Source organism: Proteus sp. ZN5 (assembly GCF_011046025.1).
Lineage (GTDB): Bacteria > Pseudomonadota > Gammaproteobacteria > Enterobacterales > Enterobacteriaceae > Proteus.
In genome coordinates this window covers 1,769,442-1,791,330 of record NZ_CP047639.1, presented here as the reverse complement: position 1 = coordinate 1,791,330, position 21,889 = coordinate 1,769,442, and the positions used below count along the sequence as shown (strand labels likewise).

The following is a 21,889-nucleotide window of genomic DNA, read 5'->3' as shown; positions in this document are numbered from 1 at the left end:
ATCGTATAGTAAGAAGGAATTTGTTTATTAATTGATTATTTAAATGCTAATTTTTGCACTCTTATTTCTTCTGCTTGCAAAAATATCTCTTTTACCGTTTTACCATCTAATGATTGGCACATTTTACGAGTGATAATATCCGCATTTTTATGACGCCCTGCGATAACTAAATCATTAAAATTAATATCATTAAGAATAGCTAATTCTATTGCTTCATCAAAACGCGTTTGTTCATCAAGGGGAAGTGAATTGCGCATTTCAACAATTGAGATACGTAGCGATTCTACATTAGAGCCATCAAGGGTTTGTTGAGGTTTTTCACAGCCAGCTAACATGACACTAAACAAACAAATAACTAACAATTTCTTCATATATCCCCCCTTACCCAGTCAATAGTTTAAATAATAGCAGAATGTTTATAAGGAAACTCCCCACTAACTAAAATATATTTTTAATGAGTCATCATTTCCAATATTTTTATTATTCTGAATAAATAAAAACCATCTTTAATTTAAAATAAAGGGAAGCATTTTCCAGATTATTCGTTTTTTTAATGGGAGGAATAGACATAAAAAACCCTGTTAATAAATTAACAGGGTAAAAAAATAGGAAAATAGAAGGAAATACTTAATAAAAAGAGGTTAAGCGAGCTCAACATCTCCTTTTAAACGACAACTACATGCTAAGACATAACCTTGGGCTATCTCTTCAGCCGTTAATGTACTGGTACTGCTGACATCATAATCACCACTCGCAATGCGAGTTTTACAACTACCACAAACTCCTGCACGACAAGCCGCAAAGACAGGAACTTTATTTTCTTCCATTGCTGATAATAAAGTTACGCCAACAGGAACTTTAATTTGTGATAATGGATGACGAATAGTCATGGTTAATTGTTCGTTTTCATCAACACAAACAGGCTCATCACCAAAACGTTCCATAAAGATATTCTCAGCAGGTACACCAAGATTTCTTGCAAAACGTCCGGTGTCTTCCATATAGCTATTTGGGCCACAACACATAACAGTACGATTCGCAATATCAGGAACTAATGCAGCCAATTTTTCTTGAGAAATGCGACCACTAAATAACCCTTTGTTATCAGGCAATTTAGGCATCATGATAAAATTCAGATTGTATGGATATGCATTTGCTAATTCGATCCACTCTTTCTCAAAAATAAACTGGCTTTGCTCACGAATATTAAAAATAACCGTAATATCCGCTTTAGGTTGATTATTTAACAACCAACGTGTCATCGACATAACCGGCGTCACACCGCATCCTGCCGCCAACATTAAATAGCGCGCACCTTCTTTACCTGCACAAGTAAATTCCCCCTGAGCATCAGATAACCAAAGATAATCACCCGGTTTTACTTGTGATGTTAACCAACCTGAGCCTATGCCATTTTCTAAACGACGAACGGTTAAGGTGATAAATGGGCTTAATCCAGGAGAAGATGAAATGGTATAAGCGCGCATTGTTTCATCACTATTATTGATACTCACCAGTGCAAATTGACCCGGTTTATAAGAATAAAAGTCATGATTAATTAAATTTAGCGTCCACACTTCAGGGGTTTCCTGATTAATAGAGTGAACTTGCATACGATTAGGACAAAGAGAAGTAGGCATCGTCATGGATATTGATCCTTCACCGAAGCCCGTAGGCTTCGGTCATGATAATGAATTTAAAACATTAAGCAGAAAGAATATCTTTAAGATCTTGTTCTGGTGTAGTAATAGAGCGCATTCCAAATTTTTCATTTAGTACCGCCAGCAAATTATCAGTTAAGAACGCTGGTGCTGTTGGCCCGGTATAAATATTTTTCACGCCTAATGAAAGCAGGGTCAATAAGATAACAATCGCTTTTTGCTCGAACCAAGAAAGAATTAAAGACAGTGGTAAGTCATTCACACCACAGCCTAATTTCTCAGCAAGGTTAACAGCTAGCATAATCGCTGAGTAAGCATCGTTACACTGACCCACATCAAGTAAGCGTGGTAAGCCTTCTAAAGTACCGAAATCCAGTTTATTGAAACGGTATTTACCACACGCCAAGGTCATAATTAAACAATCTTGTGGAATTTCTCTTGCAAGATCGGTGTAGTAGCTACGTTCACCACGGCTACCATCACAACCACCCACTAAGAAAACATGACGTAATTTTTTCTGTGAAACTAAATCAATCACAGTATCAGCGGCATTTAATAGTGTTTCACGACCGAAACCAACGGTAATTAAATGCTCGATTTCATTATATGGGAAACCTTCTAATGATTGTGCTTGTTCAATCATTTCAGAGAAATCATCACCAGTAATATGTTTTACGCCCGGCCAACCAACAATACTACGTGTCCAAATACGGTCACCGTAATTACCTACATTCGGATCAATAATACAGTTTGAAGTCATTAATACAGGGCCAGGGAATTTTGCAAATTCAATTTGCTGATTCTGCCAACCACTTCCGTAGTTACCCACTAAGTGTTTGTATTTTTTAAGTTCTGGGTAACCGTGGGCAGGTAGCATTTCACCATGAGTATAAATGTTGATCCCTTTACCTTCAGTTTGCTCAAGAAGCATTTGCAGATCTTTTAGATCATGACCTGAAATTAAAATAGCTTTACCTGCAACAGGGCGAACGTTAACAGTAACTGGTGTCGGGTTGCCGTAAGCTTGAGTTTCGCCTTTATCAAGGATCGCCATAATGCGAAAGTTCATTTGACCAATGCCCATCGCATTTTCTAACAATTCATTCATATCAGCAGGATCAGTACCTAACCACGCCATATAACGGTGATATTCAGCGTAAATTTCATTGTCATACTGACCTAAAACATGCGCGTGCTCCATATACGCCGCAGCCCCTTTTAAGCCATACAGGCACAGCATACGTAATCCATGAAGATCATCACCGATTTGCGCTTTATCTGCATTTAAAGCAAAAAGCTGAGCTTGTTTTTGTAAGCTGTCTAAATCGCTACCTGCTAATTGAATTTCAGCTCTTGGGTTAGTCACTTGAATTGCTGCATTTTTCGCTAAAGTACGAGATTTCAGACTTTCACGGAAATAGATAGCTTCTTTCGCATAACCGACAATACGATCAGAATCAAAGTTGACGTTAGTTAACGTAGAGAAAAAAGCACGAGGAGCAAAGCTATCTACATCATGATCAATAATACCGACACTACGCGCTGCCAAAGCCCACGCTGAAAGTCCTTCTAATACTGCAACGAGTAAATCTTGAAGATCTGAAGTTTCTGCTGTTTTACCACACATACCTTGCGCATAGGCACAACCATTACCTACAGGCGTTTTCATTGTTTGTTCACATTGCACACAATACATATCGTATTCCTTCTAATAAAAGATAACGCTTTATTCTTATAAGTTGCATTCCAGATGCAACATAAGAATACGCCATTTTTATAAGAGAGAAAGTGCAATATTGAACAATTTGAATGTTGTTTGATCTAACGCAATTTATAGCAAATCTTTTAATATCTCTTTTTTATCCTTTGATTTTGCTTAAGCCTCAAAATAATTTTTCCAAAAAAGAGAGTGCCATTGCATTGTGTCGATGATGACTAAATAAGAAGGAATGTTTAATAATTATTGATGGTTGTTTTTTGTCTAATCATATAAAGACTGAGAGATGAAACGATTAAGTTTATTCATTTTTGTTAGTTCAGTAATATTCATTACTATTTTTTATAGTTAATATCACCTATTGCATCAATAGCTAATCAAATTATTTCAATTGAGATATGTTATTAGCACGAGTATTACGAAATGAAACTACACATTCGAATGATGCTCATCCCTACATTGGAGATTAAAAATGATTAAATTAAATAATGTTCCATCAGAATTTCGTCCTCTAGAAAGCTACAAAATGCTAATTGGAGGAGAATGGGTATCTAGTACATCGCAAAAAACAACGAAAACCTATAGCCCAGCTACGGGTGAATTATTAAGTGAATACCAGTCGGGTAGTGCTGAAGATGTTGAACGCGCAGTCAGTGCTGCACGTAAAGCATTCAAAACATGGAGTAAAACGTCACCTGCTGAGCGTCAAGCCCTCTTATTAAAAATCGCAGATCGCTTAGAGCAAGAACAAGAACGCTTTGCTTGGATTGAGTCATTAGATAATGGTAAGCCACTCAATGAGTCGAAAAACATAGATTTACCTGCCTCTATTGACCATTTTCGATATTTTGCAGGCGTGATACGCTCTCATACCGATGAAAGTGCCGTCCTAGACGAAAATACCATTAGCCTTGTTATTCGCGAACCTATTGGTGTTGTGGGGCAAATTATTCCATGGAACTTCCCATTATTAATGGCAGCATGGAAATTGGCACCAGCGATTGCAGCGGGTGACACAGTGGTTATTAATCCAGCAACACTGACTTCCCTTTCATTATTAGAGCTAGGTCGTATTTTAAATGAAATATTACCAGCGGGTGTGATTAATATTGTTACTGGACGCGGATCTGTTGTAGGACAAGCTATTTTAGAACACGAAGATATTGATAAACTTGCATTTACTGGCTCTACCAATGTGGGTTATACCGTAGCAGAAGCAGCAGCGAAAAAAATGGTTCCAGCAACATTGGAATTAGGCGGTAAATCAGCCAATATCGTGTTCCCCGATGCGAACATGAAAAAAGCAGTCAAATATTCAGCATTAGCAATATTGATGAACCAAGGACAAGCCTGTGAATCAGGTTCACGTTTGTTCTTACATAAAGATATTCATGATGAATTTTTGAAAGCATTAAAAACTGAATTTGAGAGTATTCGTGTCGGCGATCCACTTGATCCCAATACACAAATGGGAACTCAAGTTAGCCAAGATCAAATGGATACCATCTTAGGCTACGTTGAACTCGCGAAAAAAGAAGGTGCAACTGTTTTAACAGGTGGTGAGCGTATTACGGGTGAAGGTTATGATGACGGCTTCTTTGTTCGTCCAACCATCATCATCAACGCAACAAACCAAATGCGTGTTGCCCGAGAAGAAATTTTTGGACCTGTGTTATGTGTTATCCCATTCGATAATGAAGATGAAGTGATCGAAATGGCGAATGACTCTGAATATGGCCTTGGGGGTGGTGTTTGGACTCAAGATATTAACCGTGCCTTACGAGTTGCAAAAGCAGTAAGAACCGGTCGTATGTGGGTTAACACTTATCACGAACTCCCTGCTCATGCACCATTTGGGGGTTACAAAAAATCAGGTTTAGGGCGTGAAACACATAAAATGATGTTAGATGCCTATAGCCAAGTGAAAAACATCTTCATCAGTATGAAAGAATAAGATTTTCTCTCTTTTCTAAATTCCTATAAATATAATATCTATACTCATCTCTTCGCCTTCTCCCCAGAAGGCTTTTTATTATCTGTAATTTCCCAAACCTCAAGTTATTACCATAAAAAAACCGCATACTTATCACGATAAAGTATGCGGTTTTATGTTGTGTTATTAGCCCCTAAGTAAGAACGAGTTACTCAGCTTCGGCTTCTTTTTTGCTCATTGAGTGAGTGTCTTTATCTAGTTCAATATTATCGGCGTTAACATCTTTTATATGATCTCTTGTTAAGCGATAAACAACAGGACTTAATAAAGCTAATGCAATTAAGTTAGGAATAGCCATCATTGCATTGAGTGTATCGGCTAACAACCACACAAACTCTAACGATTGTGTCGCACCAACCGGTAACGCAATTAGCCATGCAACCCTAAATGGCATAATCGCTTTAGGTCCAAAAAGATATTGCACACATTTTTCACCGTAAAAACTCCAGCCTAAAATCGTGGTAAAAGCAAAAATGGCTAATGCAATTGCCACAATATAGTTACCACCCGGAATAGCGATAGAGAATGATGCGGCGGTTAATGTTGCTCCACTTTGCCCTGTTAGCCATTGTCCTGTAATAACAATGGTTAATCCTGTAACAGAACAGACGATGATAGTATCAATAAAAGTCCCCAGCATCGCAATCAAACCTTGGCGAACAGGATTTTGTGTTTTTGCTGTCGCATGGGCAATTGGCGCGCTACCCAATCCTGCTTCATTTGAGAAAACACCACGCGCTACACCAAAGCGGATCGCCGCCCAAACAGCTGCACCCGCGAAACCACCTTGAGCAGCAACAGGTGTAAACGCAGATTTAACAATAAGGACAATTGCATCTGGGATCGCAGTCGCATTCAGTGCGAGGACAACAATACCTGCACCAAAATAGCCAACGGTCATAATAGGAACTAATTTACCGGCAACATCAGCAATACGCTTAATGCCTCCAATGAGTACGGCACCGACTAAAACAACGAGCACAATAGCAGTTATTGTTGTCGAAATACCAAAGTTACTTTCCAGTACATCAGCGACAGAGTTTGCTTGTACTGTATTACCAATACCAAATCCTGCAAAACTACCAAAAACAGCAAAAACAGTGCCTAACCAAACCCAATTTTTACCTAAGCCATTTTTGATGTAATACATTGGACCACCGACATAGTTTCCGTATTTATCAACTTCACGGAAACGTACAGCAAGCACGGCTTCTGAATATTTGGTTGCCATTCCCACTAATGCGGTCATCCACATCCAAAACAACGCACCGGGGCCACCTAAGACAACAGCTGTTGCAACACCAGCAATATTACCAGTTCCGATAGTGGCAGAAAGCGCGGTCATTAAGGCATTAAATGGCGATATTTGCCCTTCACCTCTTTTGTCATTTTTTTCAAATAAAAGCTTAAACCCTGTTCCTAACTTCCTAATAGGTAAAAAGCCAAGTCGAAACTGCATAAAAAGGCCGATACCGAGAATACCGACAAGCATCGGAACTCCCCATACCACGCCATTTATAGCGCTTAATATATTTGTGATGAAATCCATAATTTACCCTTTCTCGTCCAAATGTTATCTAAATATGTATTTTTTGTTATCAATTACACTAAAGATGAAAAAGAGAAAATATGCTAGAAAAAAAAACAACTAACTCTAAAATTGGCTTAGTTATGTGAGAAATATCACTTCATTATTAAATTACGCTATCATTAGGTTCATCGTTACAATACTTTAATCAAAGTTATGCATAATCATAAATCAGTACAAAACAGCCAAAATGAACGACGTTTTAATCTGTTCAGAAAAGCGCAGGAAACCAATCTTGCGCCACTAAAGATCCTGTTATTGTCCGCTGTAGTTGGCTCTTTGGCTGGACTAGTGGGTGTTTTATTTGAAAAAAGTGTTAGTTGGGTGATTCATTTTCGACAAGAAGAATTTATTAAAACCTTTACTAATCCTTATATTCTAGCGATCTGTACATTACTTTTTTCCTCTATTCTGGCAATGCTGGGATACTATTTAGTCAAGAAATTTTCACCCGAATCAGGGGGATCAGGAATACCTGAAATTGAAGGTGCCATGATAGATATTCGCCCTGTTCGTTGGTGGCGAGTATTGCCTGTAAAATTTATTGCCAGTATTGGGACGTTAGGTTCTGGTATGGTATTAGGACGAGAAGGTCCAACAGTACAATTGGGTGCCAATATCGGCCAGCTCGTAAATGATATTTCTAGAGTAAAAGATAAAGAGTCACGCCATACTCTATTAGCTACCGGAGCCGCAGCAGGATTAACCGCAGCTTTTAATGCCCCTCTAGCTGGTATTTTATTTATTATTGAAGAGATGCGTCCTCAATTTAAATATAGTCTTATTTCAATTAAAGCAGTCTTTATTGGCGTTATTATGTCTTGCATTGTTTTTCGCCTATTTAATGGTGAAGGCGGTGTCATTCATATCGGTAAGTTTTCATCTGCACCACTAAATACACTCTGGCTATATTTAGTTTTGGGTATGTTATTTGGCATTATTGGTGTTATTTTCAGCAAATTACTTTTTTATGTTCAAACCCAGTTTCAACATTTTTATCAAGATAAAACATCACGTTTTGTTTTAACAGGTGGGATCATAGGTGGGCTTTGTGGCTTATTAGCATTAATTATTCCTGAAATAACCGGTGGTGGATTTAGTATTATTCCTGCATTAAGCACAGGGCAATATTCTCTTATCGCGCTATTACTTTTCTTTGTTTTACGAACTATAACATCTATTATTAGTTTTGCCTCTGGTGCTCCTGGCGGTATATTCGCCCCAACTCTCGCATTAGGCACGCTATTTGGTAGTGCCTTCGGATTAACTGCAACCTTACTTTTCCCTGATTATCAAATTCAAATTGGTACATTTGCTATTGCAGGAATGGGCGCTTTATTTGCGGCAACTGTAAGAGCACCTCTAACTGGGATCGTCCTTGTATTAGAAATGACTGATAATTATCAACTTATCCTACCGATGATCATTACTTGTTTAGGTGCAACAATGTTGGCACAACTATTAGGTGGTCGCCCTATTTATACGGTTTTATTAGAACGAATATTGCAAAAATCTGAGGCAAAAGAACAAGCAAACCAAACCGATGACATTAAAAGTGATAAATTACCACAATAATAAAACTCGCTTAAACAGATAAAAAAATACCCCAATTATTTGGGGTATTTAAAAAGAGATGATTGTACTTAACTATTTTTTACGTGCGATTAAAGTAGCAAAGTTTAGGGCGATACGATTGCCATTTGCATCTGTTTTATGTAGATGCCCTGGGTTTTCATTATATTTAATAATCTCCCAGTCTTTATAATAATCAGCTAATTCGTTTGGATGTAAAAATGTTTTAAATGGAATTTCAGCAGGATCACTATTTGGCGTTTCAACAGGGCAAACAATCACATTAATACCGTTAGAGTTGGTACATTCTTGCATGTTTTTAATAATACTTTCAATACGTTCCCGTTGACAGAACATCAAAACAACAGTTGAAAGAATAATATCGTATTTATCTGTCAGCGAAGCTTCATTAATATCATATAAGCCACTTTTTACCGCTAACCCTGTTTTGGTTTTAACCGTTTCAATAGCATCAATATGCGTGGCATTAATATCTAACGCAGTTACATCATAGCCTTGAGATGCCAAATAGAAACTGTTTCGACCACGACCAGCACCTAAATCTAACACCTTACAAGGCTGGGTAAATGTTGCCATATAACGTACTTCAGAATGTGGTAATGATAAGTCGTTTTCTTTAAATAGCTTATCTTCTGGAGCACATAAAAAAGAGAGTTGGCAACGAACATCATCGCTCGCTTTATCTATTTTATGCCACTGTTGAGGTTGAATTAAAGGTGGCTGATTTTCAGTATCACACTCCACTGAAATCTGTGAACCATCCTCATTAAAAACAATAAATGTCATGTTACCTTGCAATACCCGCATTTGGGCATAAGTGCCTTCCTTTGTATTGTGACGCTCTAATAACGCTAAAGGAATGGATATACGAGTCCACTCTGGCATTGTTTTATAACTTACAAGTTCCATAATTCAACCTCAATTAAGATGCATTTTAAATACATCTTATGGTAATCATTATCTTTCGTAAAGATGGTTTTATCAAAATTATGATTTTAAATATTTGTTTAAAAGCAAATCAGTCACATCTGATGAAGAAATAGATTCGCCACACAAAACTTTCATCATAATTTCTTTACCTAATGATGCTAAAGAAAACAGCATATCTGGGCGCAACCGACTGATTTTTTCTCTATTTTCATCTTGATTAATAATAGTGATCAATTTGGCATCGACATTAGAACATTCTTGGATAGTCAGTAAAATAAAGGTATTTTCTGCATCACTTTCAGATAAAGTCACCACCCAACTTGCTTTCGCAATATTGGCAGATAGTAATGTTTTAAGATTAGTAGGGTCGCCTTCAATAATATTGGCTTGCGCGTCATAAGAGGCTTTGCTTTTATCGATACAAATCGCAATAACCTGTTTTCCTTGCTCTCTTAACCCTTTTTCTAATTGAGAAGCTAATGCTGATGAACCAATAATAATAAAATGATTATGCATTTTAGCGATCCTTTTCTTAACAATATCGCGAGTACCACGCGCAAGAAATCCCATGACATACACTATGGACGTAGTAAAAACAGTTATTCCCAAAATAACAACAGTAAGAGTAAAAATACGTGCATTTGTGCTAACTGGCACAATATCGCCAAATCCTAGTGTCGTCATACAGACAATAGAGAAATAGAACGCATCCATAAGCGTTGTTATATGTGGTTTAAACTCATCACCAATATAAAGACTTCCCAGCATTGAGAATAACAGTAAAGAAAGGATACAGATAAAAGCCACAAAGCCAGCACTAGTTAAACTATGATGCGGAAATGCACGCCAACTTATTAACAGCCCAATCGCTAAAATAAAAGAAAAATAGGATTGAAAATCCATTTGTTGATAAACAGCGACATCAAGAAAAATAATGGTGGCTAGTAAAATCAAAGAGACGCACCACGCAATTCTAGCGCCCAAATACATGAATATTGAAAGCAAGATCAATGCGCAAGCTAACATAACCTTGGGTATATCAAGAAGTTTTAATACACCTAAAGATTTAAGCCATGCTGAAAACCCATGAATTTCCCAATCCAGATAAATACCACGAGACAGCAAAATAGAGTAAATGATAAAAACACCATTTAAGATAAGTAATAAAGACATCATTTTTCTTGTCACTTTAGATGTCTCTATTACATTCAGTATTGCGGATAATTTCATATTAAATATCGTAAATACTCAGCTAGTTATTTAAAGGAATATTATCTAATCCTTGAAATTTAAAAGGTTCTGCGGGTTTAAAATGACTTGTCGCATTCGCAGAATAAATTATCGACTGCTCTTCACCTAATGGCAATGTCATCACTTTCCCACTCTCTTTTGAAAAATCAATTTCCTTTAAATTAACCCAAAAAGTATTCGGCGATAATGCTGATTCAAAAAAATATAATTGGTTTTTATGATCAGCGACCGTTCTCCAGCGTGTGGATGAAATTTCTGGTGATTCAGCCGTACTCAATCCATAAGGCACTGATACATTTCTGATCACACCAAATACGCTAGCGAGAGATTTTTTGCTCGATTGAGCTTTAGGAATGGCATTCACATAAAAAGAAGCTCTAGCAAAACGATCTGAGGCTCGATTAGTCCCCGGTAACATCACAGTTCCACCAATTTGTTGCCAATAACTATTCAACGCTAATTGTTCTGAAAAAATAGGAGAGTTCGTCATCACTTGATACTCTTTGCTGTGATGAATCACTTGCTTACCATTAATATATTCAATAATGGCGCTATCTCCCGTTGCATCTGAAAGCGAGAGATGTAACGTTGCCATTCTATCTTGTCCAGGAACTTTATCTGTTAATACAATAAAAGGCTCACTGTCTAATGCATTGACAGCTTCTTCAACTGAAGCAAAATTATCTAACACATACTGCGCCCATGCAGAAATTGAAATCGCCGGTTTTTCTTTGGTATATACTGGGTAATCTGATTCCGCCAACCACAATAAATTAGCCACTAAACCTTTTTCATTCATACCATCTGTAGTAGAAATATCATAACCTGATGCGATCACACTTCCATATTTAGATATCCATTTTATTGAGTTATCACCCGCTTCTCCTGAGCGTTGCATTCCTTGTGGAAACACCCACAAATTGGTTCCTATGTCATATTTCCAGTCCATTGAGCGGGCAGTGATAACTTGGTTATTATCACCTAAATAAACAAGTCGAGTACATGCATCAACATCTGCAATACCTACTGTAAAAAAACCAGATATAAGTAGAGTGCCCAAAAAAGTATGGCGTAATTTTTTCATTATTGCTCTTTCCTGTTAAACAAATGGATGGCTTCTTTGTTATGATCTTTCTTTGCACGGGCTTAAAATAGATAAAGCCTCAACATAAATATTAATCCTATTAAAAATAAGAAGTAGTACTTAAGTATAAGATCATTCATTATAATTGTGCATAAAAAAACCGATACATTAAGGTATCGGTTTATAAATAGTCTAGGTAATAAGAGGCTTTATTGCCCTAAAAAAACATTTGATTATGCTTTTTTTACACCTTCAACAGAGATAATTAATTCTGCTTCTTGTGATTTTGGCCCTAAGTCTGATTTAAAATTAAACTCTTTCAGATTCACTTTACCTGTTGCTTCAAAACCAGCGCGATAACCTTTCCAAGGATCAGTACCTTCGCCAATTAATTTTGCATTTAATGAAACAGGCTTAGTCACACCATTTAATGTTAAATCACCTGTAACTACATAGTTTTCGCCATCACGAGTAACTTGAGTTGAAACAAATCGGGCTTCAGGATATTTGCTTGCATTAAAAAAATCAGCGCTACGTAAGTGCTTATCACGTTCTGCGTGATTAGTGTCTAAGCTTCCTGTTTTAATCACAACATCAACTTTGTCTTTTGATGGATCTTCTTTATCGTAACTAAATGTACCATCAAAATCTTTAAAAGTGCCGTATAACCAGCTATAGCCTAAATGTTGGATACGAAACTGTACAAATGCGTGTTGGCCTTGTTTATCAATAGCATAATCTGCTGCTAAAGCAGTACTTGCATTAAATAACAACGCACCCGCGGTTAAACCTAATAAAGCTTTCTTAAACATTGTTATCTCCATAATTTCGTTTTATAAGTTTAATTATTTTGTTCGCATTCCTAACATGCGTTTTAACGTGACATCTTTATCAATAAAATGATGTTTTAAAGCACCAGCGGCATGTAATAGCGATAACAAAACCACCGCCCAAGCTAAATAAAGATGAATATCACCCGCTAAATCTGCTTGTTCAGCTTGCCCTGTAAAAATGGCAGGTACAGAAAACCAATCAAATACAGATATAGCTTGTCCATCAGCGGTTGAAATTAAATAACCACTAATCAAAATAGAAAATAAGATTAAATATAAAAGCATATGTGCAATATGAGCACTAATGCGTGTCAATTTACTGTAACTTGATAAAGCTTTAGGTGGTGGTGAGATCCAACGCCAAATCACTCGCACTATCAGAATAATAAATAAAAGAATACCAATGCTCTTATGTATTTCAGGTGCGGAATGATACCAACTATCATAATACCCTAGCGTCACCATCCACAGCCCTAAAGCAAACATACCATAGACAGTCAGCGCTGACCCCCAGTGTAAAAGGAGCGATAAGTGCCCATAGCGAGACACGTTATTTCGCCATTGCATAATAAAAATCCAATAGTTTCAAATTCATTACAATAATGTTATCTAGTTTAGTATATTAGGAATAAATTGTTAGCCCATAATTCAACAAATAATTTGCTTATCATTATCAATAATAATCAATAAGTAATGAGGTCTTATTAGTCACTCTGTTGATTATCTAATCAATGACATTGTTGGATCGGTTTTTTTTCAAAATAAGATAGGTGTATTGGCAGGTGTTTATATACATAATAAAAAGAATAAATAGAGAAGTAAAAATAAGAAATGAAATAAGATCAATACAACAATTGTCCAACCATAAAAACAATTGTATTTTTAACTTATCCTAAATTAGAACTTATTAAGCAAAATACAATAATAATAAGAGGGATCGTAAAAAAAACGGATAACCAGCGCATTTCACGTACAACACCAAAAATAATACCAACAATACAAATAAAAAATATAATAGGCATCATTTCTGAGTAATGATCATGACAATAGTTCATTAATAAATTAATCCACGAGTGATCGTTTTGCATATGAAAATTTCAACCAATAAAAATAAATTTAAATTAAGATAGTGATAAATTACTATCATTAACAAATAAAACAAGTGTCGTATTATAAATATCAATCATCGCGCACAAAGATATTAAAACACTTCACATTTTAAATAGAGACAATATTAGCAAATAAAAATAACAATCTAAGTTAAATTTACAATAATATAAATTGAATAATGTTAAATACAGATAATCCATTCAAATAAACCCAATATCATTATTAATATCACCTTAGTTAAATGAAATAATAATTTCATTTAATTTCAAATAAAGAAAATTAATTTCACAAAGTGATAATAAAAGTAATAAAGAATAAATAAAATAGAGTTTTAAACATCAAATAATTACCTTTAGGTCATTCATTTATTTGGAATTAACTCTATATTTCATTTTAATTACTATTAGCTAAAAACATTCAAATCCCAAGAAAAAAACACTACAATTACAATAGTATTTTTATTGAGGGCACTATGTCTACTGCAACAAATCTGAATGAACTACAGGAACAAGTTCGCTCCCGCTATAATGGATTAAGTAAAAGGCTACAGCAGGTTGCACATTATCTACTTGATAATAAAAACAGTGTGGCATTTGATACAATTGCGATCCTTGCAGATAAAGCAAATGTTCCTCCATCGACATTAATTCGTTTTGCCAACGCATTTCATTTCAATGGCTTTAATGAAATGAAACAATTATTTCAAAATCATCTGATGAATGAAATGGTAAACGAAAATGAAAATTTAACTTATAAACAAAAATATAAAGAGGAGCCTCCTAATCTGAATGAGCCTGCCTATATTTTGCAAGAATTTGCGCAAGCAAATAGCCATTCATTGCAACAATTGGCAAATCAGACTCACAGAGAAATGTTAAATAAAACATTACAATTACTGGAACACGCTGAAACAATTTATATTTGTGGCTTTCATCACTCATTCAGTGCTGCAAGTTATTTTTTTCATGCTCTCTCGCATATCCCTTGTGAGACTGTTTTTGTTAACAGTTTAGGTGGGATGTACAAAGAGCAATTGAGAAATATTACACATCGTGATGTGCTCTTTGGCATCCACTTCCACCCGTATTCAGATGAAATGCAAAAAATGTGTGAAATGGCGACTTACAAAGAAGCAAAACAGATTATTGTTACTGATAGTCCAATTAGCCCATTAGCGAGTCTAAGCGATGTTTGTTTAACAGTTAAAGAAGCTCAAATAAAAACCTTTCGTTCTCAAACGTCAACAATGTGTTTACTACAAGCAATTTCCGTCGCTTTTGCTTTTAGAAAAAAACGTTAATTATTTTTACCTCAAACTGCATCTTAATTAAGGTGCAGTTTTTTATAGAATAAATAATTTTTAAAATGCTATTTAATTGAATATAACATAAACTATTAACCAAATAATAAATATCTTAATATTTTATTTAAAACTATTTTTAAGAGTAAATACAGAATATTTTATTTGTGATGAGAAAAGCAATCATTTAGCATTAATTCATACCATTACTGCTTATTAAAGGTTTAAATTAAATGCTATTTAAAAAATTATTTTTAATTGTTTTCTTATTTCCAACTCTCTCCTATTCAAACACGCATTCAATAAAAGAAAATAAAGAAGAACCAATAATCGTCAACATTCCAAGCATTTCATTAGGCGAAAAAAGTAAAGCATCTGGTAACGGTTCAATTGCAATAGGAACAAATAGCCAAGCTAAAAATACACATTCAGTTGCTATAGGCGCTAATTCATTAGCAACTGAAGAAAATACAGTGTCATTTGGTAATATTGAAAATAATCATACTTCTCGATTAGTCAATATTAGTGATGGTAAAAATAATACAGATGCAGTAAATCTTATTCAAACTAAGAAATTGGTAGATAAAAATAGAATAACAACAACTAATGCCATCAATCAATTAAAAAGAACTGTCAGTACAGATATCAGTGATCTCAAAACCCATGTTAATGATTTTGATCATTATTACAGGAAAAGACAGGCTGAAATTACAGATTCAATTGCAAATTTAGACAAAGTAATTATTGCGTTAGAGAAGAAAGTATTTGCTGGCATTGCTTCATCTGTTGCAATGACTAGCATTCCTTATCTTACTCATCACACCTTAAGTGGCGGGATCGGTATTAGTAATTATCGAACAGGCACAGCATTTGCTGGAGGTGTACAATATAAACCGAATAACGATATTGCATTTCGATTAAACTCCTCCATTAATAGTGAAAAAGAAATTATTATTGGTGGTGGATTAGCTTATGGTTGGTAATCGATCGCCTTTTTTATAATCAGATTATTATTAAAAAATGGCTTTATAATTAAAGCGGTAATATCTAAATAATATTACTGCTTGTTTATAAAGAATGTAATTATCAATTTAATAAAATAAGTCATTCAAAGAGAGATTGATAAGTTTAACTTTAGTATCTCTAATATATTTTTTGTAATATAGCCTATTTTTTATATACTAGGATTATAAGCTAGAGAAAAAAGGAATAAAAAATGAATTATATATTTCAAAAAATGACCGCTAAAGATATTAATGCAGTTGCACTATTATTACAGGCAAATTCCGAATCTCAGCAAGGTGGATTATATGGCGAATACCCTCTAAATAAAGTTGAGGCAATGTATCAAAGTAGCACTAACGCCATCATTGCACTTTACCAAGGAAATGTTGTGGCTGTTGTTTTTAGCTTTCCTGTTACCTCTTTTTCGATCCCTCCAATTGCTCAAGCTATAAATCAACATTTTCCAGAAATAACACAAAATAATTGGTTTTACGGTCCTGTTTGTATAGATAAATCGCACCGTGGAAAATCCCTATTAAAAGATCTCTACCAGCAGATCTGTTCTTTACATGGCGGGCATCCTATTGCATTTGTGAATAGTGAAAATATTCGATCACTAAAAGCACATCAAAAATTAGGTATGGAGATCGTTAAAAATTTTGAGTTTAAAGGCACATCTTGGTGGGTCATTAAAGGACAATGAAAACAAACGAAAGAAAAATACTTACACTTTCTGTTATTCAGCTTTATGGCTAAAAATGGAGGCTTTTAAGTATTTTTGCTACCGCCATCACAAAACAAACAATAACCATATAAATCAACAAGATAAATAAAACAATAAAAAGTTAATCTATTCTTAACAATATTCCAACTCCTATTTTGGCAGTCAAATTGCTTACAATTTGACATCATTCTGTGATCTCCCTTTCAATTCTTGATCTTTCGTTAACTTACTTTTTGATCTTATACAAAAGTATAAATAAGATAAAAGACACCAATTCGAAAGTAAACGTAAAATAGGAGGAAGCAATGACTGTTTCCCGCAGAACTTTTATCAAAGGACTCGCAGCCAGCGGTGCAGCAATGACTGTTTCTACCCCTGTTATTGCTAATTCAGGATATTCAGCTTCTAACACGCGATCGCGTCCAGAGAATGCCCCTAATCTATTAATTGTTTTCCCAGATGAAATGCGTGCTCATGCATTACAGTTTATGGGGGAAGATCCTTCAATTACACCTAATTTGAATAAATTTGCGAAGCAAGCCAAAGTAATGACGCAGATGGCTTCAAACTACCCTCTTTGTTCTCCATTCCGTGGCATGTTTATGACAGGTCAATACCCTGTTCGTAATGGTATTACAGGAAATGCTCACGATTATGGTGGCAAAGTAGGTATTGATTTATCTCCTTATGCAAAATGTTGGTCTGATGTTTTAAAATCTCTCGATTACAGTACTGGTTATATTGGTAAATGGCACCTTGATGCGCCTTACGAACCATTTATTGAAAGTTACAACAATCCAATGGAAGGTCGTTATTGGAATGAATGGGCTGCACCAGATAGACGCCATGGTTTTGATTTTTGGTATTCTTATGGCACCTACGATTTACATTTAAAACCAATGTATTGGGCAAACGATACACCTCGTGATAAACCAATTTACATTGATCAATGGGGGCCTGAACATGAAGCTGATATGGCAATCAAGTTCCTCAAAAATGAAAACAATCAATTTAGAGATAATTCAAAACCATTTGCATTAGTGGTTTCAATGAATCCACCTCATTCACCTTATGATCAAGTACCGAAAAAATACCTCGATGCTTATCAAGGTAAGACGTCAAAAGAGCTAAATACACGCCCTAATGTACAGTGGGATACTGAATATCAAGAAGGCTATGGTCCTCAATATTTCAAAGAATATATGGCGATGGTCAACGGTGTTGATGAGCAATTTGGTCGCATCGTAGATGAATTAGAAAAACAAGGTCTTGCAGATAATACTCTCGTTGTTTTCTTCTCTGATCATGGTAGTTGCTTAGGGGCAAATGGACAGGCAACAAAAAATAATCCTTATGAAGAATCCATGCGTGTTCCTATGATGTTTCGTTTACCGGGTAAAATTAAACCTGGTTCTGACGATGCATTAATGTCAGCACCTGATATTTATCCGACTATCTTAGGGCTACTTGGTTTATCAGAATGGATCCCTGATTCAGTAGAAGGTACTGATCTTGCAGATAGAGTTGTCACAGGCAAAGGCGACACAGCAAACTCTCAGCTATATCTCTTTATTCCTTATGGTGAACCTTCATTTGGTAAACGAGGTGTAAGAACCAAAACTCATACTTTGGTTATAGATAGACAAGATGGGCAACCATTGAAATATACTTTATATGACAATGTGAACGATCCATATCAAATGAAAAACATTGCCAAAGATAATATGCCTTTAATTGAGAAATTAATTAAAGAAGAATTAACCCCTTGGTTGGAAAAAACAGGAGATTCTTGGCGCGCCACTGAATTCATTACGGCAACAACCAATAAATTAAATAAAACAATATCGACATGTAAAGAAAAATAATAAAAATATCTGCGCCATAATTTTATGGCGCTATATATAAACCCAATTCGCTGATATAAAAAATCCTTTTAATAAAATAAAAGGAAAGATGTCCTACACCTAAAAATTGACACAAATAAAAGCGAATAAAGAATTGGATATATACCATGAACAAACTTCGTATTGCTCTTTTCTTACCTCTTCTTGGCTTAGGTTTCACTTCTTTTCATTCTCAAGCAGCTAATGTCAACGCCATGTTTTCTTGGGAAACGGCAGATTACGACACACCAAATAACTATGCTGGTTATCGTGTAGATTTTAATATTAATCCAGATAAGTCTAACTGGTATTTCGATGTTGGTTTTCGTCAACGTGAGCATGACAATAAGAATCGCTATCAGCGTTATGATTTACAGGGTAGCTATCGTTTTAAATTAAATAATGGTTGGATCCAACCCGGTTTAAAAGTACGTCAAGATCTGACTAACTATGATAATGGTAGCCGCTTAACTATTGATTTTTATGAATCAAAAACCAATTACCAATTTCCAATTAATAAAGATTGGGTTTTAACGGGTAGCGTTTTATTTGGCTTACAAAAGAAAGAAGACAAACGCAGTAATGGCATCACAAATACGGATTACTTAGGCTGGGAAATTGAACCTGGTCTACGTTATTTTGTCACTCCTAATATTAATACAACTGTGGCTTATTTTGATGGTGGTAAACAAGCAATACGACATGAAGAATACGACACAAAAGAAACAAACCATAATCAACAATTACGTATGTATGTAAACTGGACGACTCCAATAGGATTAATTGTTTCTCCATCAATGCGTAAATCTATTTTCGGGAAAATAGAAGATAGAACAAATAAAGGCGTTTATATCGAAAAAGATATGACACGTTATACCTTACAAATGGCTTATCAAATATCACCTCAATGGCGAGTCATGACGGAATATTATAATGAACGAGTTGAAAATAAAAACGATGGTAGTAAATCAACTCAGGATTATTTCAAAGTTTCATTCCGAGCAACATTCTAATAATTAAAACCATATAATTGTTCATGGAGTTATATTGTGAAAAATAAAAAAATGTTATTTTTGAGCACTGCTATTTTTTCAGCTATTTATGGTTCAGCATGGGCGGCAGAATGTGATCCTACTTTAAATATCTGTGAAACTGTGAATATTAATGACGGGAATACGGCTCAAATAAATAAAGATGTTACTGTTTCTCAAGGTGATGGTGTTGTATTTAATGGATCATCAACAGAATACAAAGCTCAAGCAATTACAAAAAATATTACTGTTACTGGTGATGGAGCCAGCGCCATCAAAATAAATCATGGGGCTTCTTTTAGCAGTAATATCAACTTAAATGGCGCTAATGTGTCCAGTGAAAATGGTACAGCCATATTGGTTGAAGGTGACTTCCCTAAACGAGGCACAGGAGTTTATATCAGAGACGGTGCCATTATTCGTGGAAAAACCGCAGCTATTGATTTTAGAACACTGAAAACAGGTTTTAGAAGTGATGTAAATGGTGAGATCCATGGTGATATTTTAGGAAATGGCCATGCAGATACTAAAATAAATTTCGCTTATCAAGGTGGAGCTCAAAATGCTCTATTTGATGGATATAAAATTACAGGTGTACCCTTAATTGAAAACCACGGTAATTTAACTATCCAAGGAAAAGATAGAACGATCCACTGGGAAGGTAATTTCATGAATAAGGAAAATAGCCAGCTAATTTTCCGACTTGATGATAATACCAATACTGATGAAACTATTCTTCATGTTGACGGTGATGTCACCTTTAAAAAAGGTAGTCAAGCCAAGCTAGATTTTAAAGGCACCAGTGTCGATAACATCATAAATAAAGATATTGTTTTAATTTCTTCCAACTCAGCAATTAAAGATGAAGCTGGGATTACGGTTACCGATGCAAATGCTATTGCACCCGATGTTTCTCCTTTATTAGAAAAAACAGATTCATGGCTAGAAACTACACCACCTAATATTAGCGGTGGTGTTAGTGGTAACCAACTAGTTGCGCGTTATGGTATTAGCTACGAAGGTGGTAATAACTTTATTAGTGCTGCCGAACGCGGTGGTGTCAGTGAAAATGGATTAGCTACAGCTAGCTTTGTTATTCCTACTGTACTAAATGAATTTAATAATACGCGTAGCCAAGTTTCAGATGAAGCACTGAGTCTATTAGTCGCAGCTGGAAATGACGATAATAATATTGCTGCATTATCGAATGATTTAGCCCCTATAGCTGATGGTAGTGATATTCAAGCGGGATTAATCATGGTTGAAGATATGCGCAATAATATTGCTCATCGCTATTTACGCTATGATAACCAATTACCTATTGAAGAAAGAGAAGCTGGCTGGAATAGCTGGGCTAATGTACTGTACGGTTATGGTACACAAAGCAATCAAGGTGGAGTTAACGGTTACAACACTTACCGCACAGGCATTCAAATCGGTACTGATTACGAAATTAATCAAGATGCTCTTATCGGTGTTTCTTTTGCTTATAACTACGCAAAAGCTGATGCCAAACAACGTAACGCAAGTAAAGAAATTAACCATTTTGAATTTATGCCTTACACCGGTTGGTATAGTGACACATTATTCCTAAACGGTAATTTAAATATTGGTTATTACACTGTCGATAGCGAACGAGATATCGGTGGTAATACTGGATGGGAAGGAAATACCAAAGCAAAAGGCAACTATTCTGGTGTGCAATTAGGTTATCAAATTAACGCTGGAACCTATTTTGATTTTGATTTCATCCATATTAAACCAATGCTGACTTACCAATATCAATGGCTAAATATTGATTCATGGGAAGAAACAGGCTCTGCATTATCTATGCGAACTTATGGTCAACGCTATGCTGTTAATCAATTAGGTGGTTCAGTTGCTTTATGGAATAGCTATCAAACCGCTTATGGCAAATTAACGCCATCCCTTAATCTGCGTTATTTCAAAGATATTGCAGGTGACAATAATATTAATCAACGTCATAGCCTCACTTATTTTAATACTGGAGGAAGTACCTTCGATATTAAAGGAAATCGTGTTGGTGGCGACATTATTAGTGCTGAATTAGGGGCAAATCTCGATATTACCCAATCGTTAAATTTAGGCACAACAATGGGATATCAGCGTTATGACAAATTCAATGAAGGACGCATTGGCTTCACCGTTAGCCAACGTTTCTAAGG

Annotated in this window: 17 protein-coding genes; 8 read left to right on the top strand and 9 right to left on the bottom strand. The window is 35.5% G+C overall.

What is annotated here, in order from left to right; all coding sequences use genetic code 11:
• Nucleotides 1–35: 35 nt before the first annotated feature.
• The 3 genes from GTK47_RS08260 to hcp all read right to left on the bottom strand — a co-directional run bounded on the left by GTK47_RS08260 (nt 36) and on the right by hcp (nt 3,357).
• Nucleotides 36–371, bottom strand: a complete 336-nt coding sequence (locus tag GTK47_RS08260; protein WP_165122726.1) for a DUF6694 family lipoprotein — start codon at nt 369–371, stop codon at nt 36–38.
• 270 nt (nt 372–641) lie between these two features.
• The gene (gene hcr / locus GTK47_RS08255; RefSeq protein WP_165122725.1) at nt 642–1,646 is read right to left on the bottom strand and encodes an NADH oxidoreductase; all 1,005 of its coding nucleotides are present in this window, start codon (nt 1,644–1,646) and stop codon (nt 642–644) included.
• A gap of 58 nt (nt 1,647–1,704) precedes the next feature.
• The gene (hcp, locus tag GTK47_RS08250; protein ID WP_165122724.1) at nt 1,705–3,357 is read right to left on the bottom strand and encodes a hydroxylamine reductase; all 1,653 of its coding nucleotides are present in this window, start codon (nt 3,355–3,357) and stop codon (nt 1,705–1,707) included.
• A gap of 493 nt (nt 3,358–3,850) precedes the next feature.
• Between hcp and GTK47_RS08245 the strand changes: the two genes are divergently transcribed.
• Entirely contained in the window at nt 3,851–5,332 is a 1,482-nt protein-coding gene (locus GTK47_RS08245; RefSeq protein ID WP_023581463.1) for an aldehyde dehydrogenase family protein, read from the top strand.
• Between the two features lie 187 nt (nt 5,333–5,519).
• On the opposite strand, the gene GTK47_RS08240 is transcribed toward GTK47_RS08245, so the two are convergent.
• Nucleotides 5,520–6,920: a sodium:alanine symporter family protein gene (locus tag GTK47_RS08240; protein ID WP_165122723.1), complete on the bottom strand. Its 1,401-nt coding sequence runs from the start codon at nt 6,918–6,920 to the stop codon at nt 5,520–5,522.
• A gap of 195 nt (nt 6,921–7,115) precedes the next feature.
• Between GTK47_RS08240 and clcA the strand changes: the two genes are divergently transcribed.
• Nucleotides 7,116–8,534, top strand: a complete 1,419-nt coding sequence (clcA, locus tag GTK47_RS08235) for a H(+)/Cl(-) exchange transporter ClcA (RefSeq protein WP_165122722.1) — start codon at nt 7,116–7,118, stop codon at nt 8,532–8,534.
• Between the two features lie 72 nt (nt 8,535–8,606).
• Here the strand turns inward: clcA and tehB are convergent, their stop codons facing one another.
• The 5 genes from tehB to GTK47_RS08210 all read right to left on the bottom strand — a co-directional run bounded on the left by tehB (nt 8,607) and on the right by GTK47_RS08210 (nt 13,217).
• A complete protein-coding gene (tehB, locus tag GTK47_RS08230; protein WP_165122721.1) occupies nt 8,607–9,461 on the bottom strand; it encodes an SAM-dependent methyltransferase TehB in 855 nt (284 codons plus the stop codon).
• 78 nt (nt 9,462–9,539) lie between these two features.
• Nucleotides 9,540–10,712, bottom strand: a complete 1,173-nt coding sequence (locus GTK47_RS08225) for an NAD-binding protein (RefSeq protein WP_165122720.1) — start codon at nt 10,710–10,712, stop codon at nt 9,540–9,542.
• Nucleotides 10,713–10,734: 22 nt separating this feature from the next.
• Nucleotides 10,735–11,817: a linear amide C-N hydrolase gene (locus GTK47_RS08220; protein WP_206535886.1), complete on the bottom strand. Its 1,083-nt coding sequence runs from the start codon at nt 11,815–11,817 to the stop codon at nt 10,735–10,737.
• A gap of 233 nt (nt 11,818–12,050) precedes the next feature.
• Nucleotides 12,051–12,629, bottom strand: coding sequence for a YceI family protein (locus GTK47_RS08215; RefSeq protein WP_088494888.1), 579 nt, complete (start codon nt 12,627–12,629; stop codon nt 12,051–12,053).
• Between the two features lie 33 nt (nt 12,630–12,662).
• Nucleotides 12,663–13,217: a cytochrome b gene (locus tag GTK47_RS08210; RefSeq protein ID WP_165122719.1), complete on the bottom strand. Its 555-nt coding sequence runs from the start codon at nt 13,215–13,217 to the stop codon at nt 12,663–12,665.
• Nucleotides 13,218–14,232: 1,015 nt separating this feature from the next.
• Here GTK47_RS08210 and GTK47_RS08205 point away from each other — a divergent pair.
• The 6 genes from GTK47_RS08205 (at nt 14,233) to GTK47_RS08180 (ending at nt 21,887) form a co-directional block, all read left to right on the top strand.
• The gene (locus GTK47_RS08205; protein WP_075670703.1) at nt 14,233–15,060 is read left to right on the top strand and encodes a MurR/RpiR family transcriptional regulator; all 828 of its coding nucleotides are present in this window, start codon (nt 14,233–14,235) and stop codon (nt 15,058–15,060) included.
• Between the two features lie 233 nt (nt 15,061–15,293).
• Nucleotides 15,294–16,043, top strand: coding sequence for a YadA-like family protein (locus GTK47_RS08200; RefSeq protein ID WP_165122718.1), 750 nt, complete (start codon nt 15,294–15,296; stop codon nt 16,041–16,043).
• Between the two features lie 233 nt (nt 16,044–16,276).
• Nucleotides 16,277–16,768, top strand: coding sequence for an N-acetyltransferase (locus GTK47_RS08195; RefSeq protein ID WP_165122717.1), 492 nt, complete (start codon nt 16,277–16,279; stop codon nt 16,766–16,768).
• A gap of 326 nt (nt 16,769–17,094) precedes the next feature.
• A complete protein-coding gene (locus tag GTK47_RS08190) occupies nt 17,095–18,654 on the top strand; it encodes a sulfatase-like hydrolase/transferase (RefSeq protein WP_165122716.1) in 1,560 nt (519 codons plus the stop codon).
• 146 nt (nt 18,655–18,800) lie between these two features.
• Nucleotides 18,801–19,685: an OmpG porin family protein gene (locus GTK47_RS08185; protein ID WP_165122715.1), complete on the top strand. Its 885-nt coding sequence runs from the start codon at nt 18,801–18,803 to the stop codon at nt 19,683–19,685.
• A 36-nt stretch (nt 19,686–19,721) separates the two neighbouring features.
• Nucleotides 19,722–21,887 (top strand): autotransporter outer membrane beta-barrel domain-containing protein, encoded by a 2,166-nt coding sequence (locus GTK47_RS08180; protein WP_165122714.1) that lies wholly within the window; start codon nt 19,722–19,724, stop codon nt 21,885–21,887.
• Nucleotides 21,888–21,889 lie beyond the last annotated feature (2 nt).

What these genes read in the sequence shown, in the direction of transcription:
- GTK47_RS08195 (WP_165122717.1), top strand. Translation starts at nt 16,277, where the DNA reads ATGAATTATATATTTCAAAAAATGACCGCTAAAGATATTAATGCAGTT.
- clcA (WP_165122722.1), top strand. Translation starts at nt 7,116, where the DNA reads ATGCATAATCATAAATCAGTACAAAACAGCCAAAATGAACGACGTTTT.
- GTK47_RS08200 (WP_165122718.1), top strand. Translation starts at nt 15,294, where the DNA reads ATGCTATTTAAAAAATTATTTTTAATTGTTTTCTTATTTCCAACTCTC.
- GTK47_RS08225 (WP_165122720.1), bottom strand. Translation starts at nt 10,712, where the DNA reads ATGAAATTATCCGCAATACTGAATGTAATAGAGACATCTAAAGTGACA.
- GTK47_RS08215 (WP_088494888.1), bottom strand. Translation starts at nt 12,629, where the DNA reads ATGTTTAAGAAAGCTTTATTAGGTTTAACCGCGGGTGCGTTGTTATTT.
- GTK47_RS08185 (WP_165122715.1), top strand. Translation starts at nt 18,801, where the DNA reads ATGAACAAACTTCGTATTGCTCTTTTCTTACCTCTTCTTGGCTTAGGT.
- GTK47_RS08245 (WP_023581463.1), top strand. Translation starts at nt 3,851, where the DNA reads ATGATTAAATTAAATAATGTTCCATCAGAATTTCGTCCTCTAGAAAGC.
- GTK47_RS08205 (WP_075670703.1), top strand. Translation starts at nt 14,233, where the DNA reads ATGTCTACTGCAACAAATCTGAATGAACTACAGGAACAAGTTCGCTCC.
- GTK47_RS08260 (WP_165122726.1), bottom strand. Translation starts at nt 371, where the DNA reads ATGAAGAAATTGTTAGTTATTTGTTTGTTTAGTGTCATGTTAGCTGGC.
- GTK47_RS08190 (WP_165122716.1), top strand. Translation starts at nt 17,095, where the DNA reads ATGACTGTTTCCCGCAGAACTTTTATCAAAGGACTCGCAGCCAGCGGT.
- GTK47_RS08240 (WP_165122723.1), bottom strand. Translation starts at nt 6,920, where the DNA reads ATGGATTTCATCACAAATATATTAAGCGCTATAAATGGCGTGGTATGG.
- hcr (WP_165122725.1), bottom strand. Translation starts at nt 1,646, where the DNA reads ATGACGATGCCTACTTCTCTTTGTCCTAATCGTATGCAAGTTCACTCT.
- hcp (WP_165122724.1), bottom strand. Translation starts at nt 3,357, where the DNA reads ATGTATTGTGTGCAATGTGAACAAACAATGAAAACGCCTGTAGGTAAT.
- GTK47_RS08220 (WP_206535886.1), bottom strand. Translation starts at nt 11,817, where the DNA reads ATGAAAAAATTACGCCATACTTTTTTGGGCACTCTACTTATATCTGGT.
- GTK47_RS08210 (WP_165122719.1), bottom strand. Translation starts at nt 13,217, where the DNA reads ATGCAATGGCGAAATAACGTGTCTCGCTATGGGCACTTATCGCTCCTT.
- tehB (WP_165122721.1), bottom strand. Translation starts at nt 9,461, where the DNA reads ATGGAACTTGTAAGTTATAAAACAATGCCAGAGTGGACTCGTATATCC.